We start from the raw sequence: 23,940 nt of genomic DNA on the forward strand, positions 1-23,940 counted from the left end.
TAAACGCGACGCATGAAAGCAGCGGCAAAAACGCAAAAATCGAAACGCCAGGAAGAACAGACCAACTTCATCAGTTGGCGTTTTGCGTTGCTGTGCGGCTGTATTTTACTGGCGCTGGTTTTTTTACTTGGACGCGCGGCGTGGCTACAGATTATCGCCCCGGATATGCTGGTGCGTCAGGGCGATATGCGTTCGCTGCGTGTTCAGGAAGTCTCCACCTCACGCGGTATGATTACCGACCGTTCCGGGCGTCCACTGGCGGTCAGCGTACCGGTTAAGGCGATCTGGGCCGACCCGAAAGAAGTTCATGACGCCGGCGGCATCAGCGTTGGCGATCGCTGGAAAGCGCTTTCTACTGCGCTCAATATTCCGCTCGATCAGCTCTCCGCCCGTATCAACGCCAACCCGAAAGGGCGTTTTATTTATCTGGCGCGCCAGGTAAATCCTGACATGGCGGACTACATCAAAAAACTCAAACTGCCGGGGATTCATTTGCGTGAAGAGTCCCGCCGCTACTACCCGTCAGGAGAAGTAACCGCTCACCTCATCGGTTTTACCAACGTCGACAGTCAGGGGATTGAAGGCGTTGAAAAGAGCTTTGATAAGTGGCTTACCGGTCAGCCTGGCGAGCGAATCGTGCGTAAAGACCGCTATGGCCGCGTGATTGAAGATATCTCCTCCACTGATAGTCAGGCAGCGCACAACCTGGCGTTAAGCATTGATGAACGCTTACAGGTGCTGGTTTACCGCGAACTGAACAACGCGGTGGCGTTTAACAAGGCGGAATCCGGTAGCGCGGTGCTGGTCGATGTCAATACCGGTGAAGTACTGGCGATGGCGAATAGCCCTTCCTATAACCCTAACAACCTTGCCGGTACGCCGAAAGACGCGATGCGTAACCGTACCATCACCGACGTGTTTGAACCAGGTTCTACGGTTAAGCCGATGGTGGTGATGACTGCGCTTCAGCGCGGTATCGTCAACGAAAATACGGTGTTGAATACCGTTCCATACCGAATTAACGGCCACGAAATTAAAGACGTGGCGCGCTACAGCGAATTAACCCTGACCGGGGTTCTACAGAAGTCGAGTAACGTCGGTGTATCCAAGCTGGCGTTAGCGATGCCGTCCTCAGCGTTAGTAGATACTTACTCACGTTTTGGGCTAGGAAAGGCGACCAATTTGGGGTTGGTCGGAGAACGCAGTGGCTTATATCCTCAAAAACAACGGTGGTCCGACATAGAGAGGGCCACCTTCTCTTTCGGCTACGGGCTAATGGTAACGCCGTTACAATTAGCGCGAGTCTATGCAACGATCGGCAGCTATGGCATTTATCGCCCGCTGTCGATTACCAAAGTTGATCCGCCTGTACCCGGCGAACGCATCTTCCCTGAATCCACCGTACGCACCGTGGTGCATATGATGGAAAGCGTGGCGCTGCCGGGCGGCGGCGGCGTGAAGGCGGCGATTAAAGGCTACCGTATCGCGATTAAAACCGGTACGGCGAAAAAAGTGGGGCCGGACGGTCGCTACATCAACAAATACATTGCTTATACCGCAGGCGTCGCGCCTGCGAGTCAGCCGCGCTTCGCGCTGGTGGTTGTCATCAACGATCCGCAGGCGGGTAAATACTACGGCGGCGCCGTTTCCGCGCCGGTATTTGGTGCCATCATGGGCGGCGTTCTGCGCACCATGAACATCGAACCGGACGCGCTGGCAACGGGCGAAAAAAATGAATTCGTAATTAATCAAGGCGAGGGAACAGGTGGCAGATCGTAATTTGCGCGACCTTCTTGCTCCGTGGGTGGCTGGACTACCCGCGCGAGAACTGCGAGAGATGACGCTCGACAGCCGTGTGGCTGCGGCGGGCGATCTCTTTGTGGCAGTGGTGGGTCATCAGGCGGACGGGCGTCGATATATCCCGCAGGCGATAGCGCAAGGCGTAGCTGCCATTATTGCAGAGGCGAAAGACGAGGCGAGCGACGGTGAGATTCGCGAAATGCACGGCGTACCAGTCGTCTATCTCAGCCAGCTCAATGAGCGTTTATCTGCGCTGGCGGGCCGCTTTTACCATGAGCCATCTGAAAACATGCGTCTGGTGGCGGTGACCGGCACCAATGGCAAGACCACCACCACCCAACTACTGGCGCAGTGGAGCCAGTTGCTCGGCGAAACCAGCGCAGTGATGGGAACGGTAGGCAACGGACTGTTGGGTAAAGTGATCCCGACGGAGAACACAACCGGTTCCGCTGTGGATGTTCAGCATGTGCTGGCCAGTCTGGTTGCGCAGGGCGCGACCTTCGGCGCGATGGAAGTCTCTTCTCACGGCCTGGTGCAGCATCGCGTGGCGGCGTTGAAATTTGCCGCCTCCGTGTTTACTAATTTGAGCCGCGACCATCTCGACTATCATGGCGATATGGCGCATTACGAGGCGGCAAAATGGATGCTTTATTCCACCCACCATCACGGTCAGGCAATCGTCAACGCCGATGATGAAGTTGGACGCCGCTGGCTGGCGTCGCTACCCGATGCGGTCGCAGTATCGATGGAAGGGCATATCAACCCTAACTGTCACGGTCGTTGGCTGAAAGCGGAGGCGGTGGAGTACCACGACCGCGGAGCGACGATTCGTTTTGCTTCAAGCTGGGGTGACGGCGAAATCGAAAGCCGCCTGATGGGCGCGTTTAACGTCAGCAACTTACTGCTGGCATTGGCGACGCTGCTGGCGCTGGGCTATCCGTTAACGGATTTGCTGAAAACCGCCGCGCGTTTGCAGCCGGTTTGCGGGCGTATGGAAGTGTTCACTGCGCCAGGCAAACCGACGGTGGTGGTGGATTACGCGCACACGCCGGATGCGCTGGAAAAAGCGTTGCAGGCGGCGCGTCTGCATTGCGCCGGAAAATTGTGGTGCGTCTTTGGCTGTGGCGGGGATCGTGACAAAGGTAAGCGCCCACTCATGGGGGCCATTGCCGAAGAATTCGCGGATATCGTCGTGGTGACTGACGATAACCCGCGTACCGAGGAGCCGCGCGCCATTATCAACGATATTCTGGCCGGAATGCTGGACGCCGGGCAGGTCAGGGTAATGGAAGGCCGCGCTGAGGCGGTAACCAATGCCATTATGCAGGCAAAAGACAATGACGTCGTGCTGATTGCAGGTAAAGGGCACGAGGATTACCAGATTGTCGGCACGCAGCGTCTTGATTATTCAGACCGCGTGACCGCAGCGCGTTTGCTGGGGGTGATCGCATGATTAGCGTAACGCTCAGCAAAATTGCCGATGTCCTTGGCGCCGAACACCGCGGGGCGGATCTCACGCTCGATACGGTCATTACCGACACACGGAAAGTGACGCCGGGATGCCTGTTTGTGGCGCTGAAAGGGGAACGCTTTGATGCGCATGATTTTGCTGATAAAGCAAAAGCGAACGGCGCTGGCGCCCTGCTGGTCAGTCGTCCTCTGGATATCGATCTCCCGCAGGTGATTGTAAAAGACACGCGTCAGGCATTTGGCCAACTGGCCGCCTGGGTACGTATGCAGGTACCGGCGCGGGTGGTGGCGTTAACCGGTTCGTCCGGCAAAACCTCGGTCAAAGAGATGACCGCCGCGATTCTTAGCCAGTGCGGAAATACTCTGTATACCGCAGGCAATTTTAACAACGACATCGGCGTGCCGATAACGCTGCTGCGCTTAAACCATGATTATGACTATGCGGTAATCGAGTTAGGCGCTAATCACCAGGGAGAAATCGCCTGGACCGTTAGCCTGACGCGCCCGGAAGCGGCGCTGGTCAATAACCTGGCGGCGGCGCATCTGGAAGGCTTCGGCTCGTTGGCCGGCGTGGCGAAAGCGAAAGGCGAAATCTATACCGGTTTGCCTGAGAACGGTATCGCGATTATGAATGCCGATAATAATGACTGGCTGAACTGGCAAAGCATTATTGGCGATCGTCTGGTGTGGCGCTTTTCGCCGAATGCGGCAAACAGCGACTTTACCGCTGCGAATATCCACGTGACGTCACACGGTACCGAATTTACCCTGCAAACGCCGATGGGCAGCATTGATGTGCTGCTGCCGTTGCCGGGGCGGCACAATATTGCCAACGCGCTGGCGGCCGCTGCTTTATCAATGGCGGTGGGGGCGACGCTGACGGCGATTAAAGCAGGGCTGGCGGCGTTAAAAGCCGTACCCGGGCGTCTGTTCCCGATTCAGCTAAGTGAAAACCAACTGGTACTGGATGACGCTTATAACGCCAACGTTGGTTCGATGACCGCCGCAGTGCAGGTCCTTTCTGAAATGCCCGGCTACCGCGTGCTGGTGGTAGGCGATATGGCCGAGCTGGGCGCAGAAAGCGAAGCGTGCCACCTCCAGGTTGGTGAGGCCGCAAAAGCGGCGGGTATTGATCGCGTGTTAAGCACCGGAAAACTCAGTCAGGCTATCAGCCACGCCAGCGGCGTCGGCGAACATTTTGCCGATAAAGCCGCGCTCATTGCGCGTTTACACGCTCTGCTTCAGGAGCAACCAATGATGACTATTTTAGTGAAAGGATCACGCAGCGCCGCGATGGAAGATGTGGTTCATGCGTTACAGGAGAAAGGTTCATGTTAGTTTGGCTGGCCGAGCATTTGGTCAAATATTATTCCGGCTTTAACGTCTTTTCTTATCTGACGTTTCGCGCCATCGTCAGCCTGTTGACCGCGCTGTTCATCTCTTTATGGATGGGCCCGCGTATGATCGCTCGTCTGCAAAAACTCTCTTTTGGCCAGGTGGTACGTAACGATGGCCCGGAATCGCACTTCAGTAAACGCGGTACGCCGACGATGGGCGGCATCATGATCCTGACGTCGATTGTGATTTCCGTTCTGTTATGGGCTTACCCGTCTAACCCGTACGTCTGGTGCGTGCTGGTGGTATTGATCGGCTACGGCATTATCGGTTTTGTCGATGACTACCGCAAAGTGGTGCGGAAAGATACCAAAGGGCTGATTGCGCGCTGGAAATATTTCTGGATGTCGGTTATCGCGCTCGGCGTGGCCTTTGCGCTTTATCTCGTCGGGAAAGACACGCCCGCGACCCAACTGGTGGTGCCGTTCTTTAAAGATGTTATGCCGCAATTGGGGCTGTTTTACATTCTGCTGTCCTACTTTGTTATCGTCGGTACGGGTAACGCCGTAAACCTGACCGACGGGCTTGATGGCCTGGCGATCATGCCGACTGTTTTCGTTGCCGCCGGCTTTGCGCTGGTGGCCTGGGCGACCGGGAACATGAACTTCGCCAATTACCTGCATATTCCGTATTTACGCCATGCGGGCGAGCTGGTGATTGTCTGTACGGCGATTGTCGGCGCGGGATTAGGATTCTTGTGGTTTAACACCTATCCGGCGCAGGTTTTTATGGGCGATGTCGGATCGCTGGCGTTGGGCGGTGCGTTGGGCATTATCGCCGTGCTGCTGCGTCAGGAATTTCTGCTGGTGATCATGGGCGGCGTCTTTGTGGTGGAAACTCTGTCGGTCATCCTGCAGGTGGGCTCCTTTAAACTACGCGGACAGCGTATTTTCCGTATGGCGCCTATCCATCACCACTATGAACTGAAAGGCTGGCCGGAACCGCGCGTGATTGTGCGCTTCTGGATTATTTCGCTGATGCTGGTGCTGATTGGCCTGGCAACGCTGAAGGTACGTTAATCATGGCTGATTACCAGGACAAAAACGTCGTCATTATTGGTCTGGGCTTAACCGGACTCTCTTGCGTGGACTTTTTTCTCGCTCGCGGCGTGACGCCGCGGGTGATGGATACTCGCGTGACGCCGCCGGGTCTGGATAAGCTGCCGCAAGAGGTTGAGCGTCACGTTGGCGGCCTGAACGACGAGTGGCTCTTAGCGGCGGATTTAATCGTCGCCAGCCCTGGTATTGCTCTGGCGCACCCTTCGCTGAGCGCTGCCGCCAGCGCTGGAGTAGAAATTGTCGGCGATATCGAACTGTTTTGCCGCGAAGCGCAAGCGCCGATTGTAGCCATCACCGGCTCGAACGGCAAAAGCACCGTGACCACCTTAGTGGGCGAGATGGCGAAAGCGGCGGGCGTCAATGTCGGCGTTGGCGGCAATATCGGTCTTCCGGCGCTGATGCTGCTGGATGCCGATCGCGAATTGTACGTGCTGGAATTATCCAGTTTCCAACTGGAAACTACCTCAAGTTTGCAAGCGGCGGCGGCAACGGTGCTCAACGTCACTGAAGATCATATGGACCGGTATCCGTTTGGTTTGCAACAGTACCGGGCGGCGAAACTGCGCGTCTACGAGAAGGCGAAAGTGTGCGTAGTGAATGCCGATGATGCGTTGACGATGCCGGTTCGTGGGGCCGATGAGCGCTGCGTCAGCTTTGGCGTCAATATGGGCGATTATCACCTTAATCGTCAGCAGGGCGAAACCTGGCTGCGAGTCAAAGGCGAGAAGGTGCTGAACGTGAAAGAGATGAAGCTTTCCGGTCAGCATAACTATACCAATGCGTTAGCGGCGCTGGCGCTGGCGGATGCCGTAGGTCTGCCGCGCGCCAGCAGTTTGAAGGCGTTGACGACATTTACTGGTCTGGCGCATCGCTTCCAGCTGGCGTTGGAGCATAACGGCGTACGTTGGATCAACGACTCGAAAGCGACCAACGTCGGCAGTACCGAAGCGGCGCTAAACGGTTTGCATGTGGACGGTACGCTACATCTGCTGCTGGGCGGCGACGGTAAGTCGGCAGACTTTTCTCCGCTGACACGCTATCTGACCGGCGATCGTATCCGCCTGTATTGCTTTGGGCGCGATGGCGCGCAGCTTGCCGCACTGCGTCCGGAAATCGCCCAACAGACTGAGACGATGGAAGAGGCGATGCGTTTGCTGGCGCCGCGCGTTCAGCCGGGTGATATGGTGCTGCTGTCGCCCGCCTGCGCCAGCCTCGATCAGTTTAAAAATTTTGAGCAACGGGGCGATGTCTTTACCCGTCTGGCGAAGGAGTTAGGTTGATGCGTTTATCTCTCCCCCGTCTGAGAATGCCGCGCGTACCAGGCTTTGGCCTCCTGGCCTGGCTGTTTGCGGCGCTTAAAGGCTGGGTGATGGCTTCGCGCGATAAAGACGCCGACAGTCTGATCATGTATGACCGCACGCTGCTATGGCTGACCTTCGGGCTGGCGGCGATTGGTTTTGTCATGGTGACGTCGGCCTCCATGCCAGTCGGGCAGCGCCTGGCGAACGATCCGTTTTTGTTTGCCAAACGTGATGCGCTCTATATCTTCCTGGCATTTTGTCTGGCGATGGTCACGCTACGTTTGCCCATGACCTTCTGGCAAAAATACAGCACGACGATGCTGATTGCGTCGATCATTATGCTGCTTATCGTGCTGGTCGTCGGGAGCTCGGTCAACGGGGCGTCGCGCTGGATTGCGCTGGGGCCGCTGCGTATTCAGCCTGCGGAGTTTACCAAGCTGTCGCTGTTCTGCTACCTCGCGAACTATCTGGTGCGTAAGGTTGATGAAGTGCGAAATAACCTGCGCGGCTTTTTAAAACCAATGGGCGTGATTCTGGTGCTGGCGGTGTTACTGCTGGCGCAGCCTGACCTCGGGACAGTGGTCGTACTGTTTGTCACCACGCTGGCGATGCTGTTTCTCGCCGGGGCGAAATTATGGCAGTTCATCGCCATTATCGGGATGGGCATCTCGGCGGTGATTCTGTTAATCCTCGCCGAACCGTATCGTATTCGCCGTGTTACCTCGTTCTGGAACCCCTGGGAAGATCCGTTCGGCAGCGGTTATCAGCTGACGCAGTCGCTGATGGCTTTTGGTCGCGGTGAGATATGGGGGCAAGGGCTGGGGAATTCGGTGCAGAAACTGGAGTATTTGCCGGAGGCGCACACTGATTTCATCTTCGCCATTATTGGGGAAGAACTGGGTTATATCGGGGTGGTATTGGCGCTTTTAATGGTATTCTTCGTCGCTTTTCGCGCGATGTCGATTGGCCGTAAGGCATTGGAGATTGACCACCGTTTTTCCGGATTTTTAGCGTGTTCTATCGGTATCTGGTTTAGTTTCCAGGCGCTGGTAAACGTTGGCGCGGCCGCGGGGATGCTGCCGACCAAAGGTCTTACGCTGCCGCTGATCAGTTATGGCGGGTCGAGTCTGTTGATTATGTCGACGGCCATTATGTTTTTATTACGTATTGATTATGAAACGCGTCTGGAAAAAGCGCAGGCGTTTACACGAGGTTCTCGATGAGTGGTCAACCGAAGCGGTTAATGGTGATGGCGGGCGGTACCGGCGGGCACGTGTTCCCGGGACTGGCCGTTGCGCATCATTTAATGGCCCAGGGCTGGCAGGTTCGCTGGCTGGGTACCGCCGATCGTATGGAAGCGGATTTAGTGCCGAAGCATGGCATCGACATTGACTTTATTCGGATCTCCGGTCTGCGCGGTAAAGGCGTAAAAGCGCTTCTGGCGGCGCCGCTGCGGATTTTTAACGCCTGGCGGCAGGCGCGGGCGATCATGAAGCGGTTTAAGCCGGATGTCGTGCTGGGAATGGGCGGTTATGTTTCCGGCCCCGGCGGTCTTGCCGCCTGGTCATTGGGTATTCCGGTCGTTTTGCATGAGCAAAACGGTATCGCCGGGCTAACCAATCAGTGGCTGGCCAAAATCGCGACCACGGTGATGCAGGCGTTTCCCGGTGCGTTTCCGAACGCGGAAGTGGTGGGTAACCCGGTGCGTACCGACGTACTGGCGTTGCCGTTGCCGCAGGTGCGTCTGGCCGGTCGTGACGGCCCGATTCGCGTGTTGGTGGTCGGCGGTTCTCAGGGGGCGCGAGTCCTGAACCAGACGATGCCGCAGGTTGCCGCCAGACTGGGCGATACGGTTACAATCTGGCATCAAAGCGGAAAAGGCGTGCAGCACACGGTAGAGCAGGCGTATGCCGGGGTGGGACAACCGCAGCATAAGGTAACGGAATTTATCGATGACATGGCCGCCGCCTATGCGTGGGCGGATGTGGTGGTGTGCCGTTCCGGCGCTTTAACGGTGAGCGAGATCGCCGCCGCCGGGTTACCGGCGATATTCGTGCCGTTTCAGCATAAAGACAGGCAGCAGTACTGGAATGCGCTGCCGTTAGAAAACGCCGGCGCAGCTAAGATTTTTGAGCAGCCGCAGTTTACTGTAGAGGCTGTCGCCGACACCCTGGCGGGGTGGTCGCGCGGGGCGTTGTTAACCATGGCGGAGCGTGCCCGCGCGGTATCCATTCCGGATGCTACCGAGCGCGTCGCCAGTGAAGTCAGCCGGGTTGCCCGGACATAATTTGTGGCGGTGCCTTTTGCATCGCAGGGTTTTTCTACCCTCAATAATTTGGGTTGCAGGCAAGCCAACGCATCTGCAATTTGAAGTATGGCGGGTATTGGAGTTAATGGCGTAAAGAATGAATACACAACAACTGGCAAAACTGCGTTCCATCGTGCCCGAAATGCGTCGCGTTCGGCACATTCACTTTGTCGGCATCGGTGGTGCTGGTATGGGCGGTATTGCCGAAGTTCTGGCCAATGAAGGGTATCAGATCAGTGGTTCCGATTTAGCGCCGAATCCGGTGACCCAGCAGTTGACGAGCCTGGGGGCGACGATTTTCTTTAACCATCGTCCGGAAAATGTGCGTGATGCCAGCGTGGTCGTCGTTTCCAGCGCAATTTCCGCGGATAACCCGGAAATTGTCGCGGCGCATGAAGCGCGTATTCCGGTTATTCGCCGTGCGGAAATGCTGGCGGAACTGATGCGTTTTCGCCACGGCATCGCCATTGCCGGGACGCACGGAAAAACCACAACGACCGCGATGGTGTCCAGTATTTATGCCGAAGCGGGGCTGGACCCGACTTTTGTGAATGGCGGACTGGTGAAAGCCGCAGGCGTTCATGCGCGTCTGGGCCATAGTCGTTACCTGATTGCCGAGGCAGATGAGAGCGACGCGTCCTTCCTGCATTTGCAGCCGATGGTCGCGATCGTCACCAACATCGAAGCCGACCATATGGATACCTATCATGGCGACTTTGAAAATTTAAAGCAGACGTTTATTAACTTCCTGCATAACCTGCCGTTCTACGGTCGCGCGGTAATGTGCGTCGACGATCCGGTCATCCGCGAGCTGCTGCCGCGGGTGGGGCGTCAGACCACGACGTATGGCTTTAGCGAGGATGCTGACGTCCGCGTAGAAGATTATCAGCAGATAGGGCCGCAGGGGCACTTTACGCTGTTGCGCCAGGGAATGCCGGATCTGCATGTCACGTTGAATGCGCCGGGTCGCCACAATGCCCTGAATGCCGCCGCAGCAGTGGCGGTAGCGACCGAAGAAGGCATCGACGATGACGCTATCCTGCGCGCGCTGGAAAGCTTCCAGGGGACCGGGCGTCGTTTTGACTTCCTCGGCGAGTTCCCGCTTGAGCCGGTGAATGGTAAAGCCGGGACGGCGATGCTGGTGGATGACTATGGCCATCATCCGACTGAAGTAGACGCCACCATTAAAGCTGCGCGAGCAGGGTGGCCGGATAAAAACCTGGTGATGCTGTTTCAGCCGCACCGTTACACGCGCACGCGCGATCTGTATGACGATTTCGCCAATGTGCTGACCCAGGTCGATGCGCTGCTGATGCTGGACGTTTACCCGGCGGGTGAAGCGCCGATTCCGGGCGCGGATAGCCGTTCTTTATGTCGTACGATTCGTAATCGGGGAAAAATTGACCCGATTCTGGTTTCCGATCCGGCTCAGGTTGCGACAATGTTAGCGCCGGTGCTGACGGGTAACGACTTGATATTAGTGCAAGGCGCAGGAAATGTTGGCAAAATTGCGCGTTACTTATCTGAAATCAAGCTGAAGCCGCAAATCCAGGAGGAAGAGCAACATGGCTGATAAAATCGCGGTCCTGTTGGGCGGAACCTCTGCGGAGCGGGACGTTTCGTTAAATTCCGGCGCGGCAGTGTTGGCCGGGTTACGTGAAGGCGGTATTGATGCGCATCCCGTCGATCCGCAAGAGGTCGATGTCGCGCAGCTTAAAGCAATGGGCTTTCAGAAGGTCTTTATTGCGTTGCATGGCCGCGGCGTGATGGCCTCGGCGCTTTCCATGGATAAACTGCGCAGTAAATTGCTGTGGCAGGGCGCGGGCTTACCGGTTGCGCCGTGGGTCGCATTGACGCGCGCTGAGTTTGAAAAAGGCCTTAGCGAAGAACAAAAAGCGCGAATTTCGGCGCTGGGTTTACCGCTGATCGTCAAACCCAGCCGTGAAGGCTCCAGCGTCGGTATGACGAAAGTAGTAGAAGAAAATGCTTTACAGGGTGCGTTATCATTGGCTTTTCAGCATGATGACGAAATACTGATTGAGAAATGGCTGTGCGGTCCGGAATTTACGGTGGCGATAGTTGGCGAAGAAATTTTACCGTCAATTCGTATCCAACCGGCAGGAACCTTCTATGATTATGAGGCGAAGTATCTCTCTGATGAGACTCAGTATTTCTGCCCTGCCGGTTTAGATGCGTCCCAGGAAGCCGCGCTACAGTCTCTCGTCCTGCAGGCATGGAAAGCTTTAGGCTGCACGGGATGGGGGCGTATTGACGTCATGCTGGACAGCGATGGTCAGTTTTATCTGCTGGAAGCCAATACTTCTCCGGGGATGACCAGCCATAGTCTGGTGCCGATGGCGGCGCGTCAGGCGGGAATGAGCTTCTCGCAGTTAGTGGTACGAATTCTGGAGTTGGCGGACTGATATGTCGCAGGCTGCGCTGAACACGCGAAACAGTGATGAAGAGACGCCTTCTTCACGCCGCAATAATGGAACGCGTCTTGCAGGAATTTTATTCCTGCTGACGGTACTGTGCACCGTGTTTGTTAGCGGGTGGGTCGTGTTAGGGTGGATGGAAGATGCGCAGCGTTTACCGTTATCAAAGCTGGTATTAACCGGCGAGCGTCACTACACGCGTAATGATGATATCCGTCAGGCGATACTGGCTCTGGGCGCGCCGGGAACCTTCATGACGCAGGATGTGAACATTATCCAGAGCCAGATTGAGCGTTTGCCGTGGATTAAACAGGCCAGCGTCAGAAAACAGTGGCCTGATGAATTGAAGATTCATCTGGTTGAATATGTGCCGATTGCGCGTTGGAATGATCAACATATGGTCGATGCTGAAGGGAAGACCTTCAGTGTGCCGTCAGACCGCATCGGCAAACAGGTTTTACCCATGTTGTATGGCCCGGAAGGCAGCGCGAGTGAAGTGTTGCAGGGATACCGCGAGATGGGGCAGGTGCTGGCTAAGGATAAATTCACTCTAAAGGAAGCGGCGATGACCGCACGTCGCTCCTGGCAATTGACGCTTAATAACGGCATTAAGCTCAATCTCGGCAGGGGCGATACGATGAAAAGGTTGGCTCGCTTTGTAGAACTCTATCCGGTTTTACAGCAGCAGGCGCAAACCGATGGCAAACGGATTAGCTACGTTGATTTGCGTTATGACTCAGGTGCGGCAGTTGGCTGGGCGCCGCTCCCCCCTGAGGAATCTAATCAGCAACAGAATCAGGCACAGGCAGAACAACAATGATCAAGGCGACGGACAGAAAACTGGTAGTAGGACTGGAGATTGGCACCGCGAAGGTTGCCGCTTTAGTAGGGGAAGTTCTGCCCGACGGTATGGTCAATATCATTGGCGTGGGCAGTTGCCCATCGCGGGGTATGGATAAAGGCGGGGTGAATGACCTTGAGTCAGTGGTGAAATGCGTTCAGCGCGCCATTGACCAGGCGGAATTGATGGCCGATTGCCAGATCTCCTCGGTATATCTGGCGCTTTCCGGCAAACATATTAGCTGTCAGAATGAAATTGGCATGGTGCCCATTTCCGAAGAGGAAGTGACGCAAGAAGATGTGGAAAACGTCGTGCATACTGCGAAGTCAGTGCGCGTGCGCGATGAGCATCGCGTGCTGCATGTGATTCCTCAGGAGTACGCCATTGACTACCAGGAAGGCATTAAAAATCCGGTCGGTCTTTCCGGCGTGCGTATGCAGGCGAAAGTACATTTGATTACCTGCCACAACGATATGGCAAAAAACATTGTCAAAGCTGTTGAACGTTGTGGTCTGAAAGTTGACCAACTGATATTTGCCGGACTGGCGGCCAGTTATTCCGTGTTAACGGAAGATGAACGTGAACTGGGCGTCTGTGTCGTGGATATCGGCGGTGGTACAATGGATATCGCCGTTTATACTGGCGGCGCGCTGCGTCATACCAAAGTGATCCCTTACGCGGGGAACGTGGTGACCAGCGATATCGCTTATGCCTTTGGTACGCCGCCGAGCGATGCTGAAGCCATTAAAGTTCGCCACGGTTGCGCACTGGGCTCCATCGTCGGTAAAGACGAGAGCGTTGAAGTACCGAGCGTGGGCGGGCGTCCGCCGCGCAGCCTGCAACGTCAGACGCTGGCGGAAGTGATTGAGCCGCGTTACACCGAGCTGCTCAATCTGGTCAACGAAGAGATATTGCAATTACAGGAACAGCTTCGCCAACAAGGGGTAAAACATCACCTGGCGGCGGGGATTGTGTTAACCGGCGGCGCGGCGCAAATCGAAGGGCTTGCTGCTTGCGCTCAGCGCGTGTTTCATACGCAGGTGCGTATCGGCGCGCCGCTGAATATCACCGGTCTGACGGATTATGCCCAGGAGCCGTATTACTCAACGGCGGTGGGATTGCTTCACTACGGGAAAGAGTCCCACTTAAACGGTGAAGCAGAAGTGGAAAAACGTGTTACGGCATCAGTTGGCTCGTGGATCAAGCGACTTAATAGCTGGCTGCGAAAAGAGTTTTAATTTTTATGAGGCCGCCAGATATTACGGCCTCAGGCGACAGGCACATGACGGAGAGAGATTATGTTTGAACCTATGGAACTAACCAACGACGCGGTGATTAAAGTCATCGGCGTCGGTGGTGGCGGCGGTAACGCTGTTGAACACATGGTGCGCGAGCGCATCGAAGGTGTTGAATTCTTCGCGGTGAATACCGACGCTCAGGCGTTGCGTAAAACGGCGGTTGGCCAGACCATTCAAATTGGTAGCGGCATTACCAAAGGTCTGGGCGCCGGCGCTAACCCGGAAGTCGGTCGTAACGCGGCGGACGAAGACCGTGAAGCGCTGCGTGCGGCGCTTGAAGGCGCAGACATGGTATTTATCGCGGCAGGCATGGGCGGCGGTACCGGAACCGGCGCGGCGCCAGTGGTTGCTGAAGTGGCAAAAGATTTAGGTATTCTGACCGTTGCCGTGGTGACTAAGCCTTTCAATTTTGAAGGCAAAAAGCGCATGGCATTTGCGGAGCAGGGTATTACCGAGCTGTCCAAGCATGTGGACTCGTTGATCACCATCCCGAACGACAAGCTGCTGAAAGTGCTGGGCCGTGGTATCTCCCTGCTCGACGCGTTCGGCGCGGCTAACGACGTGCTGAAAGGCGCGGTTCAGGGTATCGCAGAGCTGATCACCCGCCCGGGCCTGATGAACGTCGACTTTGCTGACGTGCGTACCGTGATGTCTGAAATGGGCTACGCAATGATGGGCTCCGGCGTGGCGAGCGGTGAAGACCGTGCGGAAGAAGCGGCTGAAATGGCTATTTCTTCTCCGCTGCTGGAAGATATTGACCTGTCTGGCGCGCGCGGCGTGTTGGTCAACATTACGGCGGGCTTCGACCTGCGTCTGGACGAGTTTGAAACCGTCGGTAACACCATTCGCGCGTTTGCGTCGGATAACGCCACCGTGGTTATCGGTACCTCTCTGGACCCGGATATGAATGATGAACTGTGCGTGACGGTAGTGGCGACCGGTATTGGTATGGACAAACGTCCGGAAATCACCCTGGTGACCAATAAACAGGTGCAGCAGCCGGTGTTGGATCGTTATCAGCAGCACGGTATGGCGCCGCTGACGCAGGAGCAAAAAACGGTCGCGAAAGTGGTTAACGACAATACACCACAGGCGGCGAAAGAGCCGGATTATCTGGATATCCCCGCATTCCTGCGTAAGCAAGCTGATTAAGAATTAGCTGGAATTTGGGATTCTGGGCTCTTTGTGCTAAACTGGCCCGCCGAATGTATAGTACACTTCGGTTGGATAGGTAATTTGGCGAGATTATACGATGATCAAACAAAGGACACTTAAACGTATCGTTCAGGCGACTGGCGTCGGTTTACACACCGGCAAAAAAGTCACCCTGACATTACGCCCTGCGCCGGCCAATACCGGGGTCATCTATCGTCGCACCGACTTGAATCCACCGGTAGATTTCCCGGCCGATGCCAAATCTGTGCGTGATACCATGCTCTGTACGTGTCTGGTGAATGAGCATGATGTACGGATTTCAACCGTTGAGCACCTGAACGCTGCTCTGGCGGGCTTAGGTATCGATAACATCGTTATTGAGGTTAATGCCCCGGAAATCCCGATCATGGATGGCAGTGCCGCTCCGTTTGTCTACCTGCTGCTTGACGCCGGTATTGATGAACTGAACTGCGCCAAAAAATTCGTACGCATCAAAGAGACTGTTCGGGTTGAAGATGGCGATAAATGGGCTGAATTCAGACCGTACAATGGTTTTACGTTGGATTTCACCATCGACTTTAACCATCCGGCGATCGATTCCAGCAGCCAGCGCTACGCGATGAACTTCTCTGCGGATGCGTTCATGCGCCAGATCAGCCGTGCGCGTACCTTCGGTTTTATGCGTGATATCGAATATCTGCAGTCCCGCGGCCTGTGCCTGGGCGGCAGCTTCGATTGTGCCATCGTTGTTGACGATTATCGCGTATTGAACGAAGACGGCCTGCGTTTTGAAGATGAATTCGTTCGTCACAAAATGCTTGACGCGATCGGTGACTTGTTCATGTGTGGTCACAATATTATTGGTGCGTTTACCGCGTATAAATCCGGTCACGCATTGAATAATAAATTGTTACAGGCAGTCCTGGCAAAACAGGAAGCCTGGGAATTTGTGACCTTCCAGGACGACGCAGAACTGCCGTTGGCTTTCAAAGCGCCTTCGACGGTACTGGCATAACGACATACGCTGTCGTATAAAATTCGACTGGTTAACCTGGCACTCTCTCCGGCCAGGCGAGCCAGTCGTTTTTTTTACTATCCTTTATCTGCGCTTTCCTTAATACAGCCATTTTGACAGGGTTAAATGGAAACACGGCGCGTTCGCTGTTTTCTTAGCCGATTTTCACCTTAGCTTCTCGTCATTACTGCTGTAGCGCGTACGCTTTAATGATAAGATTTGTGCGCAAATTGTTTTGATTCCGTAAGCCCATGAGGGGCATATCAGGTGGCAATGACGTGAGTGGAATACTGACGCGCTGGCGACAGTTAGGCAGACGATACTTCTGGCCGCATCTCTTATTAGGGATGGTCGCGGCGAGTTTTGGTTTGCCCGCGCTCAGTAACGCCGCTGAAACCAATACGCCTGCAAGGACGACCGCCAGCACCGCGTCTAAAGTTAACTTTAGCCATTTTGCGCTGTTAGAAGCCTCTAACCGTCGTCCCAATTTCACCGTAGATTACTGGCATCAGCACGCTATTCGCACGGTGATTCGCCACCTTTCTTTTGCAATGGCGCCGCAAACGCTGCCCGTTGCCGACGCGCCGTCGCCATTACAGGCGCATCATATCGCCTTACTGAATACGCTCAGCGCGATGCTCACGCAGGAGGGCACGCCGCCGGCGATTGTTCGTCGCCTCTCCCTGGCGTATTTTGCGCCACAAACCGCATTTAGCATCCCGGCCTGGATAAGTCAGGCGCAGGGTATCCGCGCCGGTCCGCAACGTCTCAGCTAACGAAAAAAGACCCTTTTACTTTATTTGTAGCTCCGCGGCGCGGGGCATTTGAGACTTTATTATGCTAATCAAATTATTAACCAAAGTATTCGGTAGCCGTAACGATCGTACGCTGCGTCGTATGCGTAAGGCCGTCAGCCTTATTAATGCGATGGAACCGGAGATGGAAAAACTCTCCGATGACGAACTGAAAGCGAAAACCAACGAATTTCGCGCCCGTATTGAAAAAGGCGAAAGCGTAGAGAGCCTGATTCCGGAAGCGTTCGCGGTGGTGCGTGAAGCCAGTAAACGCGTCTTTGGGATGCGTCACTTCGACGTTCAGCTATTGGGTGGTATGGTGCTCAACGATCGCTGTATCGCCGAAATGCGTACTGGTGAAGGTAAAACGCTGACCGCAACGCTGCCAGCCTACCTGAACGCGCTGTCCGGCAAAGGCGTTCATGTGGTAACCGTGAACGACTATCTGGCGCAGCGTGACGCCGAAAACAACCGCCCGCTATTCGAATTCCTCGGTATGTCCGTTGGTATCAACCTGCCAGGTATGCCTGCGCCAGCCAAACGTGAAGCTTACGCTGCCGACATCACTTACGGCACTAACAACGAATACGGTTTTGACTACCTGCGCGACAACATGGCGTTCAGCCCGGAAGAGCGCGTGCAGCGTAAACTGCATTATGCGCTGGTGGATGAAGTCGACTCCATCCTGATCGATGAAGCGCGTACGCCGCTGATTATTTCCGGCCCGGCGGAAGATAGCTCGGAAATGTACAAAAAAGTGAACAAAATCATTCCGCACCTGATTCGTCAGGAGAAAGAAGATTCTGACACTTTCCAGGGCGAAGGCCACTTCTCCGTTGATGAGAAAGCGCGCCAGGTTAACCTGACCGAACGCGGTCTGGTGCTGATCGAAGAGCTACTGGTGCAAGAAGGCATTATGGATGAAGGCGAGTCGCTCTACTCGCCTGGCAATATTATGTTGATGCATCACGTCACCGCCGCGCTGCGCGCGCACGCGCTGTTTACCCGTGACGTGGATTACATTGTGAAAGACGGCGAAGTCATCATTGTTGATGAACATACCGGTCGTACCATGCAGGGGCGTCGCTGGTCTGACGGTCTGCACCAGGCGGTAGAAGCGAAAGAAGGCGTTGAAATTCAGAATGAAAACCAGACGCTGGCGTCTATTACCTTCCAGAACTACTTCCGTCTGTATGAAAAGCTGGCCGGTATGACCGGTACGGCGGATACTGAAGCCTTCGAATTTAGTTCTATCTATAAGCTGGACACCGTCGTTGTTCCGACCAACCGTCCGATGATCCGTAAAGATTTGCCGGATCTGGTCTACATGACCGAAGCGGAAAAAATCCAGGCCATTATCGAAGATATTAAAGAACGTACCGCGAACGGTCAGCCAGTGCTGGTCGGGACGATTTCTATCGAGAAATCTGAAGTGGTCTCCAGAGAGCTGACCAAAGCGGGCATCAAACATAACGTACTGAACGCAAAATTCCACGCCAACGAAGCAGGCATCGTTGCGCAGGCTGGTTATCCAGCGGCGGTCACTATCGCTACCAACATGGCGGGTCGTGGTACCGATATTATGCTGGGCGGTAGCTGGCAGGCGGAAGTCGCTGCGCTGGAAGCGCCGACGGAAGAACAGATTGCGCAGATTAAAGCGGACTGGCAGGTACGCCATGACGCGGTTCTGGCTGCCGGCGGCCTGCATATCATTGGCACCGAGCGCCATGAATCCCGCCGTATCGACAACCAGCTGCGTGGCCGTTCCGGTCGCCAGGGCGATCCGGGTTCTTCCCGTTTCTACCTGTCGATGGAAGATGCGCTGATGCGTATTTTCGCCTCCGATCGTGTCTCCGGTATGATGCGTAAACTGGGGATGAAGCCGGGCGAAGCGATTGAGCACCCGTGGGTGACGAAAGCTATCGCTAACGCGCAGCGTAAAGTAGAAAGCCGTAACTTCGATATTCGTAAGCAACTGCTGGAATATGATGATGTGGCGAACGATCAGCGTCGTGCAATTTATACCCAGCGTAACGAACTGCTGGATGTGTCTGACGTGAGCGACACCATTAACAGCATTCGCGAAGATGTCTTTAAGGCGACTATCGACGCCTACATTCCGCCGCAGTCGCTGGAAGAGATGTGGGATATCCCGGGTTTGCAGGAACGCCTGAAAAACGACTTCGACCTGGAGATGCCGATTGCCGAATGGCTGGATAAAGAGCCGGAGCTGCATGAGGAGACGCTGCGTGAGCGCATCCTGGCGCAGTCCATCGAGGTGTATCAGCGTAAAGAAGAGGTGGTTGGCGCTGAAATGATGCGTCATTTCGAAAAAGGCGTGATGCTGCAAACGCTCGATTCCCTGTGGAAAGAGCACCTGGCGGCGATGGATTACCTGCGTCAGGGTATTCATCTGCGCGGCTATGCGCAAAAAGATCCGAAGCAGGAATACAAGCGCGAATCCTTCGCTATGTTCGCCGCGATGCTGGAATCGCTGAAATATGAAGTGATCAGTACCCTGAGCAAAGTCCAGGTACGTATGCCTGAAGAGGTCGAAGCGATGGAAATGCAGCGTCGCGAAGAGGCGGAGCGCCTGGCGCAGATGCAGCAGCTAAGCCATCAGGATGACGATGCCGCCGTGGCTGCCGATCTGGCCGCCCAAACCGGCGAACGTAAGATTGGACGTAACGATCCTTGCCCTTGCGGTTCCGGTAAGAAATACAAACAGTGTCATGGTCGCCTGAGCTAATGCGATAAACTTACCGGCCTGATAAGACATAATGTGTTGCCATCAGGTCAGTACTGGCATTATTGCCGAAGGGCGCTACGCTTATTCGGCCTGGCATTGAACACAGATAAAAAGGCGCAGGCGACTGCGCCTTTTTTATGGATGCAACAAGATGAAAAAACTGCAAATCGCGGTTGGGATTATCCGCAACCCGAACGACGAAATTTTTATTACCCAACGCGCCGCTGATGCGCATATGGCGAACAAGCTGGAATTTCCCGGCGGAAAAATTGAAGCCGGCGAAACACCAGAGCAGGCGTTGATCCGGGAGCTACAGGAAGAGGTGGGGATTACGCCAACACAGGTGACACTATTCGACACTCTGGAATATCAATTCCCGGATAGACACATTACGCTGTGGTTTTGGCTGGTTGAACGCTGGGATGGCGAACCGTGGGGGAAAGAAGGACAGCCGGGACGGTGGATCGCGCAGAACGCGTTGAGTACGGACGATTTTCCGCCGGCCAATGAACCGATTATTCGTAAATTACGCCAATTTGCGCTTTAGTGGGGGATCGCAACACGATCCCCATCGATCTTATTAGCGATTTAATGTCGACATAATTTCCGGCCAGTAGCGGGGGCCGGCCGCGGCGTCGTGAGGAAAAACCGCCTCAATTGCCGTCAGCTCCTGCGGGCTTAGGGTCAGTGATAACGCGCCGAGGTTTTCATCCACCCTGGCGCAGTGGCGGGTGCCGGGAATGGGAACGATGTGCCTGTTGCGGGCCAGCAGCCAGGCCAGCGCTAATTGTGCGGGGGTACACTCTTTTTCGCGTGCCATTTGTTTTATTGCTTCAGCCAGACGTAAATTGCGCGAGAAGTTCTCACCCATGAACCTGGGATTTGTGCGACGGAAGTCATTCGCAGCAAAATCTTCTGGCGTTTTAATCGTACCGGTCAGAAATCCGCGTCCCAGCGGGCTGTAAGCGACGAATCCTATACCCAACCGTTCACAGGTGGAAAGTGCTGAAATTTCCGCTTCGCGGGACCAAAGCGAATACTCACTTTGCAGCGCGGTAATAGGGTGAACGTTATGGGCGCGTTCCAGCGTTTGCGTTGATGCTTCGGATAGCCCGAGATAACGCACTTTTCCCTCGCGCACCAGGTCCGCCATTGCACCGACAGTCTCTCCTATGGGAACTGATGGATCAACGCGATGTTGATAGTACAGATCGATATGATCGACCCCCAGGCGTTGCAGGCTTTGCTCACAACTACGGCGAACGTACTCCGGTCTGCCATTGACGCCACGCGCCATAGGGTTAGCAGGGTCGAGAACGATACCAAATTTCGTCGCTAAAAATACCCGATCGCGACGATCGGCGATGGCTCTTCCAACTAACCTTTCATTGGTATAAGGGCCATACATATCTGCGGTATCGAGCAGTGTTACCCCCTGATCTAACGCATAATGTAGCGTCTTAATTGAGGTGCTGTCGTCATGAGCGCCGTAAAATGCGCTCATGCCCATACATCCCAGTCCGATGGCTGACACTCGCGGTCCGTTTGCGCCTAATGTACGATATTGCATACTACCTCCATGAGGATATTTTGTGCATGGCAGGCAGTCTATACCTGGCGTATAAGATGAAAAATAGGGGGAATAAGCATGGTTTATGAAGGCTGGCTTAATAATGCGTCATGATGTGATGTCCATATTGCATGCTTTTTGCATGATTGCTGAAAACCATAGCTTCACGCGGGCAGCGGCGCAGTTACATATTTCTACATCGGCGTTAAGTCAGAATATGCGCCAACTGGAGGATGAACTTGGCGTGAAATTGTTGAACCGAACCACCCGGCGTGTCGGTTTGACAGAAGCAGGACATGCCTTTCTTGCCAGTATCAGGCCCGCATTAAACCATATTGATGAGGCGATGGAACATGCCCGCCAGAGCCGCGATATACCCGGAGGGACATTACGCCTGACCGTACCGCGCACGGCGGCTACGCTTCTGTTACAACCTAATCTCGCCGGTTTCATGCGCGATTATCCCGATATTCGGCTGGATATCGATGTGAATGACGGTTTTGTGGATTTAATTAACGAACGCTTTGATGCCGGTATTCGCTTTGGCGATGCGGTACAACTTGATATGAATGTCGTTCCGCTCGGTGATGTTTTACGCCCGGCGATCGTAGCATCCCCTGCATACCTTGCGCGTTTTGGCACGCCGCTGCACCCTCAGGAACTCATCAATCACCGCTGCCTTTGCCATCGTTTTACGCGTGAGAGCGGGCTATATCGGTGGGAGTTTGTTCACGGAGCGCAACGGCTGGAAATTACGCCGGAAGCCGCGTTAATGGTGAATGATAAAGCGTTGCGTCTCTCCGCCGCGCGTGATGGGGCAGGGCTAACCTATGTTTTTGAACAGGATGTCCACGAAGACTTACAGGATGGGCGGTTGTGTTCCGTACTTGAGGAGTGGCTGCCTGCGGCGGACCGGTTTTATTTGTATTATCCCGGCCGCGCGCATATGGCGCCAAAACTACGCGTATTTATTGATTATTTTTGTCATAAGGCGATATTGCCGTCTCAACAGAGCCATCACCGTTAGCGCTCTTCGCTCCAGTCGTCGCTATCAGACTGGTCGCCGCTGCTGGCGATTCGTTTCTCTTCGGCGGCCCATTCGCCCAAATCAATTAACTGACAGCGTTTAGAACAAAATGGGCGGAAGGGGCTAATTTCCCCCCAGACGACCGGTTTACCGCAGGTCGGACAGTTTACGACGGTCACGTCAGACATTTTTACTCCTTAGCAACAGGCCAGTTCAAAATCAAGACGCTCCGGCACCAGACCATTTTCACTATCCAGCGGCATAAAGCGAATGGCAAAACGGCTCTTATGGCCGGAAATTTGCGGATAAAGTTGTGAATCGAGCGTCAGCATAAGACGCAGCAAATCGGCGTCGTCCCCGTTATCCTGATAAAAACCGTTCAGGCTGGTTTGCTTACGGAAAGGCGCTGAATTACGGATCAGATCAAGCACCAGCGTCAGCGCCTGGGTGAGGGGATTCAGGCTGGCAAGCCAGCTTTCAATCTGGGCGTCGCGCTGCGCCTGTTGTAGGTGTAACCAGATATGCAGAGTGGGTAAATCGAAACTGCAACAGCCGCCAGGAATACTTAAGCGTTGACGCACAAGGGCAATCAAGCGATCTTCGCGTAGCTGCTGGCCAATCCTCGGGGCGGAGATCAGCACGCTGCCCGCGGATTTTAACTGCTGGCGCAGGGCTTCAATACGGTCTTGATCGACGCCGGGAACCTCAACCCAGGCCTGTAATTTACGCTGCTGGCGCTCCAGTTCTTTCAGCAGTTCGGTACGGACTTCGCCCCGTTCGAATACATCCAGTAGATCGCTGATGTTACGGAAAAAATGCAGTGCGCCAGCATGGTCTGCAATTGGCAGGTTGATGGAGAGCTGTTGGATTAAAAACTCTATGCGCAGCCACGTACGCATCTTCTCATTGAGAGGGTGTTCAAATAGGACCTGGGTGTGCATTACGGTTTTTCCTGTGAGACAAACTGCGACGCGAGCTTAAGATAACTGGCGTGCAGGCGGGCCACATCTGATGCGATAGCATCCGGTGCGCCGTTATTATCAATAACATCGTCCGCCACGGCAAGGCGCGCTTCACGCGTCGCCTGCGCAGCGAGAATGTGTTCAACATGCTCGCGCGTAACATCATCACGCTGCATTGTGCGTATGAGCTGCGTTTCGGGCGTCACGTCAACCACCAGTACGCGGTTGGCTTTTTGATACAGCCTGTTTTCAACCAGCAGAGGCACAACCCATAACACATAGGGCGACGTAGCCTGTTGAAACTGTCGTTGGGTTTCCTGCTGAATTAAGGGATGAAGCAGAGCGTTAAGCCAGGCTTTTTCTTCCGGATGCGAAAAAATACGCTCACGCAGCGCCCGGCGACGTAACGTGCCGTCGGCGGCGATAAGTTCAGAACCAAAATGTTCCGCTATTGCGTTCAGGGCGGGCTGCCCTGGCTCAACCATCTGGCGCGCAATAATATCCGCGTCGATGACGGTTATTCCGAGGTCAGCGAAGGCATCAGCGACGGTACTTTTACCGCTGCCAATACCGCCGGTTAAGGCTACGGTATACCTCATATCTCCAGCTTCCGGAATTTTAGTTTGACAATCAAAAGGTTAAATTTTAAGCATGCAAAGACGATACGCTCTGAGCATTAACCTACTATTCGCCAGGTAAATTTATGGGATTGTAACGTAAAAAAAGAGAATTTCGCAGTCTTGTACGGCCATGATTAGTGCG

21 protein-coding genes are annotated in these 23,940 nt (G+C 54.7%); 17 read left to right on the top strand and 4 right to left on the bottom strand.

The window, feature by feature from the left end; genetic code table 11:
• Positions 1-12 precede the first annotated feature (12 nt).
• The 16 genes from ftsI to mutT all read left to right on the top strand — a co-directional run bounded on the left by ftsI (position 13) and on the right by mutT (position 20,166).
• Positions 13-1,779, top strand: coding sequence for a peptidoglycan glycosyltransferase FtsI (gene ftsI / locus N7E69_RS12520; protein WP_000642237.1), 1,767 nt, complete (start codon positions 13-15; stop codon positions 1,777-1,779).
• Positions 1,766-3,253, top strand: coding sequence for a UDP-N-acetylmuramoyl-L-alanyl-D-glutamate--2,6-diaminopimelate ligase (murE, locus tag N7E69_RS12525; protein WP_000775071.1), 1,488 nt, complete (start codon positions 1,766-1,768; stop codon positions 3,251-3,253). Before ftsI ends, murE begins: the two co-directional genes overlap by 14 nt.
• Positions 3,250-4,608: a UDP-N-acetylmuramoyl-tripeptide--D-alanyl-D-alanine ligase gene (gene murF, locus N7E69_RS12530; protein ID WP_000626630.1), complete on the top strand. Its 1,359-nt coding sequence runs from the start codon at positions 3,250-3,252 to the stop codon at positions 4,606-4,608. Before murE ends, murF begins: the two co-directional genes overlap by 4 nt.
• Positions 4,602-5,684: a phospho-N-acetylmuramoyl-pentapeptide-transferase gene (gene mraY / locus N7E69_RS12535; protein ID WP_000964141.1), complete on the top strand. Its 1,083-nt coding sequence runs from the start codon at positions 4,602-4,604 to the stop codon at positions 5,682-5,684. The genes murF and mraY overlap by 7 nt, the downstream gene beginning before the upstream one ends.
• A gap of 2 nt (positions 5,685-5,686) precedes the next feature.
• Positions 5,687-7,003, top strand: coding sequence for a UDP-N-acetylmuramoyl-L-alanine--D-glutamate ligase (gene murD / locus N7E69_RS12540; protein WP_000796445.1), 1,317 nt, complete (start codon positions 5,687-5,689; stop codon positions 7,001-7,003).
• Complete coding sequence (gene ftsW / locus N7E69_RS12545) at positions 7,003-8,247, top strand: cell division protein FtsW (protein ID WP_001239803.1); 1,245 nt, start codon at positions 7,003-7,005, stop codon at positions 8,245-8,247. Before murD ends, ftsW begins: the two co-directional genes overlap by 1 nt.
• Positions 8,244-9,311, top strand: coding sequence for an undecaprenyldiphospho-muramoylpentapeptide beta-N-acetylglucosaminyltransferase (gene murG / locus N7E69_RS12550; protein ID WP_000016616.1), 1,068 nt, complete (start codon positions 8,244-8,246; stop codon positions 9,309-9,311). Before ftsW ends, murG begins: the two co-directional genes overlap by 4 nt.
• Before the next feature lie 118 nt (positions 9,312-9,429).
• Positions 9,430-10,905 carry a UDP-N-acetylmuramate--L-alanine ligase gene (gene murC, locus N7E69_RS12555; RefSeq protein WP_001096072.1) on the top strand — a complete coding sequence of 492 codons (1,476 nt, stop codon included), beginning with the start codon at positions 9,430-9,432 and terminating at the stop codon, positions 10,903-10,905.
• Positions 10,898-11,755: a D-alanine--D-alanine ligase gene (locus N7E69_RS12560; RefSeq protein ID WP_000763901.1), complete on the top strand. Its 858-nt coding sequence runs from the start codon at positions 10,898-10,900 to the stop codon at positions 11,753-11,755. Before murC ends, N7E69_RS12560 begins: the two co-directional genes overlap by 8 nt.
• A gap of 1 nt (position 11,756) precedes the next feature.
• On the top strand, positions 11,757-12,587 hold the full coding sequence (gene ftsQ, locus N7E69_RS12565; RefSeq protein WP_000075724.1) for a cell division protein FtsQ: 831 nt from the start codon (positions 11,757-11,759) through the stop codon (positions 12,585-12,587).
• Positions 12,584-13,846, top strand: a complete 1,263-nt coding sequence (gene ftsA, locus N7E69_RS12570; RefSeq protein ID WP_000588463.1) for a cell division protein FtsA — start codon at positions 12,584-12,586, stop codon at positions 13,844-13,846. The genes ftsQ and ftsA overlap by 4 nt, the downstream gene beginning before the upstream one ends.
• Positions 13,847-13,906: 60 nt before the next feature.
• Positions 13,907-15,058: a cell division protein FtsZ gene (ftsZ, locus tag N7E69_RS12575; protein WP_000462784.1), complete on the top strand. Its 1,152-nt coding sequence runs from the start codon at positions 13,907-13,909 to the stop codon at positions 15,056-15,058.
• Positions 15,059-15,158: 100 nt separating this feature from the next.
• Positions 15,159-16,076 (top strand): UDP-3-O-acyl-N-acetylglucosamine deacetylase, encoded by a 918-nt coding sequence (gene lpxC / locus N7E69_RS12580; protein ID WP_000595487.1) that lies wholly within the window; start codon positions 15,159-15,161, stop codon positions 16,074-16,076.
• Between the two features lie 278 nt (positions 16,077-16,354).
• Positions 16,355-16,852 carry a secA translation cis-regulator SecM gene (gene secM, locus N7E69_RS12585; RefSeq protein ID WP_000014333.1) on the top strand — a complete coding sequence of 166 codons (498 nt, stop codon included), beginning with the start codon at positions 16,355-16,357 and terminating at the stop codon, positions 16,850-16,852.
• A gap of 61 nt (positions 16,853-16,913) precedes the next feature.
• Positions 16,914-19,619 (top strand): preprotein translocase subunit SecA, encoded by a 2,706-nt coding sequence (gene secA / locus N7E69_RS12590; RefSeq protein WP_000905756.1) that lies wholly within the window; start codon positions 16,914-16,916, stop codon positions 19,617-19,619.
• A gap of 151 nt (positions 19,620-19,770) precedes the next feature.
• Entirely contained in the window at positions 19,771-20,166 is a 396-nt protein-coding gene (mutT, locus tag N7E69_RS12595) for an 8-oxo-dGTP diphosphatase MutT (RefSeq protein ID WP_000736053.1), read from the top strand.
• A gap of 33 nt (positions 20,167-20,199) precedes the next feature.
• Here the strand turns inward: mutT and N7E69_RS12600 are convergent, their stop codons facing one another.
• Positions 20,200-21,189 carry an aldo/keto reductase gene (locus N7E69_RS12600; protein WP_001200040.1) on the bottom strand — a complete coding sequence of 330 codons (990 nt, stop codon included), beginning with the start codon at positions 21,187-21,189 and terminating at the stop codon, positions 20,200-20,202.
• 85 nt (positions 21,190-21,274) lie between these two features.
• Here N7E69_RS12600 and N7E69_RS12605 point away from each other — a divergent pair, with 85 nt between their 5' ends.
• On the top strand, positions 21,275-22,216 hold the full coding sequence (locus N7E69_RS12605) for a LysR family transcriptional regulator (protein ID WP_001538994.1): 942 nt from the start codon (positions 21,275-21,277) through the stop codon (positions 22,214-22,216).
• Here the strand turns inward: N7E69_RS12605 and yacG are convergent.
• The 3 genes from yacG to coaE are packed head-to-tail and all read right to left on the bottom strand — an operon-like array spanning position 22,213 to position 23,777.
• Positions 22,213-22,404, bottom strand: a complete 192-nt coding sequence (yacG, locus tag N7E69_RS12610) for a DNA gyrase inhibitor YacG (RefSeq protein ID WP_001286419.1) — start codon at positions 22,402-22,404, stop codon at positions 22,213-22,215. The two genes, N7E69_RS12605 and yacG, sit on opposite strands and share 4 nt — an antisense overlap.
• Before the next feature lie 9 nt (positions 22,405-22,413).
• Positions 22,414-23,157: a cell division protein ZapD gene (gene zapD / locus N7E69_RS12615; protein ID WP_000557441.1), complete on the bottom strand. Its 744-nt coding sequence runs from the start codon at positions 23,155-23,157 to the stop codon at positions 22,414-22,416.
• The gene (gene coaE / locus N7E69_RS12620; RefSeq protein ID WP_001270913.1) at positions 23,157-23,777 is read right to left on the bottom strand and encodes a dephospho-CoA kinase; all 621 of its coding nucleotides are present in this window, start codon (positions 23,775-23,777) and stop codon (positions 23,157-23,159) included. Before coaE ends, zapD begins: the two co-directional genes overlap by 1 nt.
• Positions 23,778-23,940: the final 163 nt, after the last annotated feature.

The sequence above is a fragment of the Salmonella sp. 3C genome, assembly GCF_025426275.1.
GTDB classification, from domain to species: Bacteria; Pseudomonadota; Gammaproteobacteria; order Enterobacterales; family Enterobacteriaceae; genus Salmonella; species Salmonella enterica.

Bases quoted from the DNA above. Each gene is read 5' to 3' on its own strand.
- zapD (WP_000557441.1), bottom strand. From the start codon at position 23,157: ATGCACACCCAGGTCCTATTTGAACACCCTCTCAATGAGAAGATGCGT.
- lpxC (WP_000595487.1), top strand. From the start codon at position 15,159: ATGATCAAACAAAGGACACTTAAACGTATCGTTCAGGCGACTGGCGTC.
- murC (WP_001096072.1), top strand. From the start codon at position 9,430: ATGAATACACAACAACTGGCAAAACTGCGTTCCATCGTGCCCGAAATG.
- ftsZ (WP_000462784.1), top strand. From the start codon at position 13,907: ATGTTTGAACCTATGGAACTAACCAACGACGCGGTGATTAAAGTCATC.
- murG (WP_000016616.1), top strand. From the start codon at position 8,244: ATGAGTGGTCAACCGAAGCGGTTAATGGTGATGGCGGGCGGTACCGGC.
- yacG (WP_001286419.1), bottom strand. From the start codon at position 22,404: ATGTCTGACGTGACCGTCGTAAACTGTCCGACCTGCGGTAAACCGGTC.
- N7E69_RS12605 (WP_001538994.1), top strand. From the start codon at position 21,275: ATGAAGGCTGGCTTAATAATGCGTCATGATGTGATGTCCATATTGCAT.
- ftsQ (WP_000075724.1), top strand. From the start codon at position 11,757: ATGTCGCAGGCTGCGCTGAACACGCGAAACAGTGATGAAGAGACGCCT.
- murF (WP_000626630.1), top strand. From the start codon at position 3,250: ATGATTAGCGTAACGCTCAGCAAAATTGCCGATGTCCTTGGCGCCGAA.
- N7E69_RS12600 (WP_001200040.1), bottom strand. From the start codon at position 21,189: ATGCAATATCGTACATTAGGCGCAAACGGACCGCGAGTGTCAGCCATC.
- N7E69_RS12560 (WP_000763901.1), top strand. From the start codon at position 10,898: ATGGCTGATAAAATCGCGGTCCTGTTGGGCGGAACCTCTGCGGAGCGG.
- mraY (WP_000964141.1), top strand. From the start codon at position 4,602: ATGTTAGTTTGGCTGGCCGAGCATTTGGTCAAATATTATTCCGGCTTT.
- murD (WP_000796445.1), top strand. From the start codon at position 5,687: ATGGCTGATTACCAGGACAAAAACGTCGTCATTATTGGTCTGGGCTTA.
- ftsW (WP_001239803.1), top strand. From the start codon at position 7,003: ATGCGTTTATCTCTCCCCCGTCTGAGAATGCCGCGCGTACCAGGCTTT.
- mutT (WP_000736053.1), top strand. From the start codon at position 19,771: ATGAAAAAACTGCAAATCGCGGTTGGGATTATCCGCAACCCGAACGAC.
- ftsI (WP_000642237.1), top strand. From the start codon at position 13: ATGAAAGCAGCGGCAAAAACGCAAAAATCGAAACGCCAGGAAGAACAG.
- secA (WP_000905756.1), top strand. From the start codon at position 16,914: ATGCTAATCAAATTATTAACCAAAGTATTCGGTAGCCGTAACGATCGT.
- ftsA (WP_000588463.1), top strand. From the start codon at position 12,584: ATGATCAAGGCGACGGACAGAAAACTGGTAGTAGGACTGGAGATTGGC.
- coaE (WP_001270913.1), bottom strand. From the start codon at position 23,777: ATGAGGTATACCGTAGCCTTAACCGGCGGTATTGGCAGCGGTAAAAGT.